The sequence below is a fragment of the Gammaproteobacteria bacterium genome, assembly GCA_029884425.1.
In the GTDB taxonomy this organism is placed as follows: Bacteria; Pseudomonadota; Gammaproteobacteria; order S012-40; family S012-40; genus JAOUHV01.
In genome coordinates this window covers 1-7302 of record JAOUHV010000079.1, presented here as the reverse complement: position 1 = coordinate 7302, position 7302 = coordinate 1, and the positions used below count along the sequence as shown (strand labels likewise).

Here is a 7302-nt window from a genome sequence, read left to right as displayed (position 1 = left end):
ATAACAGGCTGATTCCTCCCAAGAGTTCATATCGACGGGGGAGTTTGGCACCTCGATGTCGGCTCATCACATCCTGGGGCTGTAGCCGGTCCCAAGGGTATGGCTGTTCGCCATTTAAAGTGGTACGCGAGCTGGGTTTAGAACGTCGTGAGACAGTTCGGTCCCTATCTGCCGTGGGCGTTTGAGATTTGAGAGGAGCTGCTCCTAGTACGAGAGGACCGGAGTGGACGTATCTCTGGTGTTCCGGTTGTCACGCCAGTGGCATTGCCGGGTAGCTATATACGGACGGGATAACCGCTGAAAGCATCTAAGCGGGAAGCCCCCCTCAAGATGAGATCTCACTGGACTTTAAGTCCCTAAAGGGTCGTCGAAGACTACGACGTTGATAGGCGCGGTGTGGAAGTGCAGTAATGCATGTAGCTAACGCGTACTAATTGCCCGTGAGGCTTGACCATATAACACCCAAACAGTTTGCCATGCAGACGGGGTGTTCGGAATTACACTGAGCGTAACACGCCCTTTATATATCAGCATCGAATTGTACAAGTTTTGCCTGGCGACCATAGCGAGTGGGAACCACCTGATCCCATCCCGAACTCAGAAGTGAAACTGCTTTGCGCCGATGATAGTGTGGCAGCTGCCATGTGAAAGTAGGTTATCGCCAGGCTTCTATACCCAAACCGCCCCTGTCTTACGACAGGGGCGGTTTTCTTTGTGGGGCGAAAAAATGGGAAGAAGTCCTCGCCCAATCTGTGGTGAACTTTGGCTCGCTTGCGGATTGGACCGTTTTTGTTTGACGAGCAAATAAAACAGTCTCACTATTCACCGTATTTATCCTGTCTCGATGTTCAATCTGATGCCTAATCTCGCGTTTTGTCGTGCAAATTTGATTTGCTGAAACCGGATAACTTGGTGTTATAGCAGAATAAGTGATACGTTTTAGGTGCATTTGATGCCATGACTTAGACGCAATAACAAAAATATATTCCAGAGGATGGTTGTCGATGGCTGATGAACAAGACTTGATGAGCAAATTGGCTCGAGTCCGGCAGGCGTTTGGCAAGCAGTTGCCGGCGAAAGTTGATGAGTTGCAGCAATTGTGGGCGCGGGTTTATCAGGCTCAAGATGACCGGGAGCTGCTACAGGAATTTCATCGTCAAGTGCATACCCTCGTAGGCTCTGCGGGAACGTTTGGGGTCTACTCTGTATCTGATACTGCACGCTTGCTTGAGCAAATTATTTCCCAACAACTTAATTCGGCCAATGAGGGTTGGGATCAGTATCGTCTGGATCAGGTTAATCAAATTCTGCACTCGGTGGTACAGCAAACGCGTCTTTGGCAGATACAGTCTGATGCCGGGGATTTTAAACGGCACCGTTTACAGGATGCGGCGGCGGTCGTGGATGGCTGGAATAATTTATTGGTGCTGGTGGATGAAGACCGCAATCAGTTGGTGCTGACTGCCTCCATTCTTGCTGATTCCGGTTATCGAACAGTTTCGTTTAACCGTTTTGAAGATGTTGATTTTGCCAGTTTGCCTCAGACTCCAGGGGCGCTGATTGTGCACAAAACCTGGCGGGGAGCGCCGTCTACTTTTGTTGCGCAAATGCAATCGTTGAAAGAGCGCTGTCAGACGGATATTCCTCTGGTACTTATTTCTAATCGTGATGATGTTGAACTTCGCCTGGCTGCAGTTTTGGCCCGAATGGGAACAACGCGTTTTTTTGCTACTCCCGTGAATTATGAAAAATTAGCACGCTCCCTGGATGGTTTGACGCGAAAAAATGTCAGTGCACCGTATCGGGTGTTGATCGTCGATGATGATGTCTCCGTCGCGGGCTATTATGCCGCGATTCTGGGAGGCGAAGGCATAAGTGTTCAGATCTGTAATGATCCGCTGAAGGCGATAGCGCAGATGGATCGTTTTACACCGGATCTGGTATTGCTGGATGTGTATATGCCGGTCTGTTCTGGATTGGAGTTGGCCGCGATAATTCGCCAGGATGATGCGTGGGCGCAAACACCTATCGTGTTTATTTCAGGCGAAACAGATTTGGGGCGGCAGTTGGCGGCAATGAATCTGGGCGGCGATGATTTCATCACAAAACCCGTGGATAAAGATCATCTGATAGCGGCATTGCTGGCCCGCCTTAAGCGCGCGCGTTGGGTCAAACGCCTAGCGCACGAACTCCAGGAATCCCTCAATTTAAGTGAATATCAACGCATAGCATTGGATCAGCATGCCATCGTCAGTGTGACTGACACAGATGGCATGATTACTCATGTGAATGAAAAATTTTGCAAAGTTAGCGGCTATTCTCGTGATGAATTACTGGGGAAAAAACACAACATTATTTACTCCGGCTATCATGATCGAGCATTTTTTGAGGATATGTGGCAAACCATCATCGGTGGCAAAGTTTGGCGTGGTGAAATTTGCAATCGAGCCAAGGACGGTCATTTGTATTGGGTGGATTCCACCATCGTGCCTTTTCTGGATGATCATGGAAAACCTTACCAATACATTGCGGTGCGTACCGATATTTCACATATCAAATCGGCGCAAAACGAGTTGATGCAGGCCAAAGAAAATGCTGAACGGGCAAATAAAGTAAAGACGCGCTTTTTGTCTAGCATGAGCCACGAATTGCGTACGCCGCTCAACGCAATTCTTGGTTTTGCACAAGTGATGGATATGGATCAGGAGGAGCCACTATCGGAATCACAGCGCGACTGTTTGTCTGAGATTCACAAAGCAGGCGAGCATCTGCTGGAGTTGATCAACGATATTCTGGATCTGGCAAAAATTGAGGATGGCCGCGTCGATATACAGTTGCGTCCGGTGTTGGTGCAGGAGTTTATCGAAAGTGGCATCTCGATGATCACACCATTGCTGGCGAGGAATCATTTAACGCTTGTTTTTGATCCGCAGCAGTGTCAGGACATGCAGGTGTGGGCGGACGAAGTTCGCCTTCGCCAGGCGCTGATTAATTTGTTGTCCAATGCATGCAAGTATAACGTGCCAAATGGCACGGTGAGCATTGAATGCCTAAAGAATGGTGATGGCTATTTACGAATTGTTGTGAAGGACACCGGTCGAGGTATTTCTGCAGATAAACTGGACAATTTGTTTATGCCATTTAACCGGCTGGGCGCAGAGACCTCGGACATTGAAGGGACGGGCATAGGTTTGGTGATCACCAAAAGTTTGGTGGAGTTAATGGGCGGCCAGGTTGGTTGCGATAGTCAGTTGGGAGTAGGCAGCTCATTTTGGTTGGATGTGCCCAGTTTGGAGTCAGGAGAAGCGTGGCAACAAGGCAGTGAACTCAGCGAAAATCCAGTGTCGATGTTTAGTCGTGGCGAGGGAGTGACTGTTTTGTACATCGAGGATAATGCGGCGAATGTCAGATTGGTAAGTCGTATTCTCGGACGTTTTCCTGGATTGGCATTGTTAATTGCGCATGATGGGGCATTGGGATTGCGTTTGGCGCGCGAGCACTGTCCAGATGTTATTTTATTGGACATTAATTTGCCCGTCATGGATGGATTTGCGGTGTTGCGGCAGTTACGCAGCGATGAAACGACGCAAAAAATTCCGGTGATTGGTGTCAGCGCCAATGCCTCGGTTGCCGCAGTGAAGGCTGCCGATGATGCGAGATTTGATGACTATTTGACCAAACCTTTTCAGATCAATCGATTGTTGCAGTCGTTACAGAGCGTACTGGAAAAATAATTGTGAGCGGGGGTATAGAACGCGGTGATGCGGTCGCTACTAGGGCTGACGGGGGATGTTTGATTAAAAGTTGACATTCTCCCTGGGTTTAGTCCATGTTGTTATCAGGCTCTGGAGGTTGTCTGTGCCCGGGCTAATAACAACATAAAAGCAGATAGGAGAAATGATATGTCTTCTGGTCCCAAGCTCGAGAAATTTGAAAATGGTCCGGGAATGATCGGCATTCCGTTGTTTTTGGTGGTGGCATTGATTGCCTTTATTAACCTGGTTCACCTTTAGTTGTAGGCAGTTTTCGTGAAGTTCGGCCCGGCAGAATCTGCCGGGCTTTTTTTTGTAATGACAACAAGCGTCTGGTGGTAAATTTGCCTGCGGCGTATGATGGGGCGAATGGGAAAACGGAGGGAAATATGGGCGCATATACGAAAATTCTGGTGGCGCTGGATTTAACCGCGGAAGCCGGTGAGGTGCTAGCCAAGGCCAAAGGTTTGGCGCAATTGACGGGCGCAGAGTTGATGCTCATGCATGTCGTTGAACCGTTGATTCTGGACAATACCTACGAATCCCTGCCAATGATTTCGGTGGATGTCGAAAAAGCGCTGTACGAACGTGCGCAGCGTGTTCTCAAAGAATTGGCAGAGCAGGCCGGATTGGCAGACATAACCTGTCGTGTCGAGGTAGGCTCGGTCAAAAATGAAATTTTGCAGGCCGCCAAGAGTTACCAGGCGGATGTGATTGTGATCGGCACTCATGGCCGACATGGTATTGCATTGTTGCTGGGATCGACGGCCAATGCAGTGTTGCATGGTACGCCTTGTGATGTGCTGGCGGTGAAGGTGTAAGCCTGGCATGAGCTTGGCTAGATATTGGCTAATCCGATAGTTTGCTTTGGGGTAAAGGGAATGAAAATGTTTCTGTCCTGGCGCGGTTGGGCGTTGGGTTTGGTGTTGTTACCTTTTTCGGCATTGGCCGCCGGCCCAGATTTGGTTACGGCGGTAGAAAAAGGTGATGAAGCGCTGGTGAAGCAACTGCTGGCCCAGGGGGCGGACCCAAATAGCAAAACCGCCAAGGGTGATCCTGCCGTGTTTGTGGCGCTGGTGAAGCGGCGAGTCAATATTGCGTTGCTGTTGTTGCAGCAGCCGGGGGTGAATGCCAATGCTAAGAATCAGTACGGCGCGCCACTGTTGCATACGGCAGCGAGCAATGGCGATGCTTCCGTGGTTACTGCGCTGATACAGCGTGGGGCGGATGTAAATTCGAAATTTGCGCCTTACGAAAATATGACGGCACTCATGCTGGCTGCCCAGGATGGTTATCTTGAAGTGGTCGATTTGCTGATCAAGGCCAAGGCGGACGTCAATGCGCGTACGACCTCAGGTGATACCGCACTGATTGCCGCTTCCGCCAAGGGAAACAAAGAAGTGATCCGTCACCTGATTGCTGCCGGCGCGGACGTGAATATAAAAACTGAAAGCGGTTACACGGCACTGTTCATTGCGATCAACGAAGGCAATGCGGATGTGGTGGAGTTGTTGCTGCAAAAAGGCGCCAATCCCAATGTTCGTGATTCTCAGGGTGTAACTCCGTTGTCGTTGGCAGAAAGTATGGATGAGACTGCCATCGTCACTATTTTGCGCCGTAGTGGCGCGAAGAAATAAATGTTTAGGAGTTTTTCATGAGCACTGCCAACGCAGTGGTTCGCTATTGCATCCAAGCTCTTTCCCCTCAAGCCCATCTTTTTCAAGTTGCTGTAATTATTCCTCAGCCTGATTCTGCCGGACAGCGAGTATCGCTGCCGGCATGGATTCCGGGTAGTTACATGATTCGCGATTTTGCTCGTAATGTGGTGCAGCTACACGCTCGCAGCGATGGCCGCGCGCTGGCGGTAAAAAAAATAGACAAGCAAACCTGGCAAGTCGAGCCATGTGCAGGCGAACTGCAATTGGAATACGAGGTGTATGCCTGGGACTTGTCGGTGCGGGCTGCGCATCTGGATCAGACGCATGGCTATTTTAATGGCACCAGCGTGTTTGTTCGCGTGCACGGCAAAGAACATGAACCGTGTCAGGTGGAATTGCTTCGACCCCAGGGCGAGTTGTACGCATCATGGAAAGTGTCCACCGCATTGCGTTGTGATGGCGCGACCCTGCATGGATTTGGGACGTATCAGGCCAGCGATTATGACGAGCTGATTGATCATCCGGTCGAGATGGGAAATTTCACGCTGCTGCAGTTTGATGCCTGTGGTGTGCCTCATGAAGTGGCGATTACCGGGCGGCACTATACCGATGAAGCGCGCTTGATTCGTGATTTGCAGGCGATTTGTGAAACGCAGATTCGTTTTTTTGGTGAGCCAGCACCGTTTGATCGTTATGTGTTTCAGGTGATGGTGGTGGGCGAGGGCTACGGTGGATTGGAGCATCGCGCATCGACCAGTTTGCTGTGTGCACGTGATGACTTGCCTCGTTCTGGCATGAAAGAACTGACCGAAAATTATAAAAACTTTTTGGGGTTATGCAGTCACGAATATTTTCACGCCTGGAACGTCAAACGCATCAAGCCTGAAGCCTTTATTCCCTACGATCTTGATCGCGAAGTTTACACCGAGCTTTTATGGGTGTTTGAAGGCTTTACCTCGTATTACGACGAGCTGTTTTTGTATCGTGCCAAGATTCTTTCGGATGTGAATTACTTGCAGATGATGGCGCAAGGTTTTACTCGCGTGACTCGCGGCAGTGGTCGTTTCAAGCAAAGCATTGCCGAATCCAGTTTTGATGCGTGGAGCAAATTCTACAAGCAGGATGAAAACGCGCTGAATGCGATTGTCAGCTATTACGGCAAGGGGGCGATGGTCGGATTGGCGCTGGATTTGTGGTTGCGTCAACACAGTGCCGGGCAATATTCGCTGGATCATGCGATGCGCTATTTGTGGCAACACCATGGCCTGACCGGCAAGGGGATGGCCGAGCGTTCGCTGGAACAAATCATTGTGCAAACGAGCGGGCTGGACGTGTCCGCATTTTTTGCGGATTACGTCTACGGCACCCAGGATCCGCCCATGGAGGAATTGCTAAACGAGGTGGGGGTGAGCTACCAGTTGCGCGCGACCACGGGGCAGTCTGACACCGGCGGCAAGGCCGCGACGGTGGATGACAGCGCAGTTACCTTGGGCTGTCGGTTTGGCTCGGATGCGGTCGGTGCCAAGGTGGCCGTGGTTCAGGATGGCAGTGCAGGGCAGTTGGCGGGATTGGCTGCCGGGGATGTTCTGGTGGCAATCGACGGTCTACAGGTGAATACGGGCAATTTGGAAAAACGGTTGGCGAATTTTTTACCCGGCCAGACAGTGCAGATTCACGCATTCCGTCGTGATGAACTGATGACGTTCAGCGCGGTGATGAAAAAGCCCGTGGCGGATACCTGTGTCATGGAGTTGAAAAAAGATGTGGCAGAAACCGTGCTGGCCAATCGCCAGGCGTGGTTAAACGGTGCTTAGAGACCGTTGAGCAATTGCAGTGCTAACTGAGGTGAGGCTTGCGCCTGGCTGAGCATTGCCGTGCTGGCCTGGCTGATG

The 7302-nt window shown here is 50.6% G+C and carries 4 protein-coding genes and 2 rRNA genes; all 6 read left to right on the top strand.

Going from position 1 to position 7302, the window contains the following annotated elements; all coding sequences use genetic code 11:
- Positions 1-455 (top strand): 23S ribosomal RNA (locus OEW58_13790); the annotation flags it as partial.
- Between the two features lie 97 nt (positions 456-552).
- Positions 553-667, top strand: a 5S ribosomal RNA gene (gene rrf / locus OEW58_13785).
- A gap of 337 nt (positions 668-1004) precedes the next feature.
- The gene (locus tag OEW58_13780; protein ID MDH5302417.1) at positions 1005-3734 is read left to right on the top strand and encodes a response regulator; all 2730 of its coding nucleotides are present in this window, start codon (positions 1005-1007) and stop codon (positions 3732-3734) included.
- A 407-nt stretch (positions 3735-4141) separates the two neighbouring features.
- Positions 4142-4573 carry a universal stress protein gene (locus tag OEW58_13775; GenBank protein ID MDH5302416.1) on the top strand — a complete coding sequence of 144 codons (432 nt, stop codon included), beginning with the start codon at positions 4142-4144 and terminating at the stop codon, positions 4571-4573.
- Between the two features lie 60 nt (positions 4574-4633).
- A complete protein-coding gene (locus OEW58_13770; protein MDH5302415.1) occupies positions 4634-5389 on the top strand; it encodes an ankyrin repeat domain-containing protein in 756 nt (251 codons plus the stop codon).
- A gap of 17 nt (positions 5390-5406) precedes the next feature.
- Positions 5407-7224 carry a PDZ domain-containing protein gene (locus OEW58_13765; GenBank protein MDH5302414.1) on the top strand — a complete coding sequence of 606 codons (1818 nt, stop codon included), beginning with the start codon at positions 5407-5409 and terminating at the stop codon, positions 7222-7224.
- Positions 7225-7302: the final 78 nt, after the last annotated feature.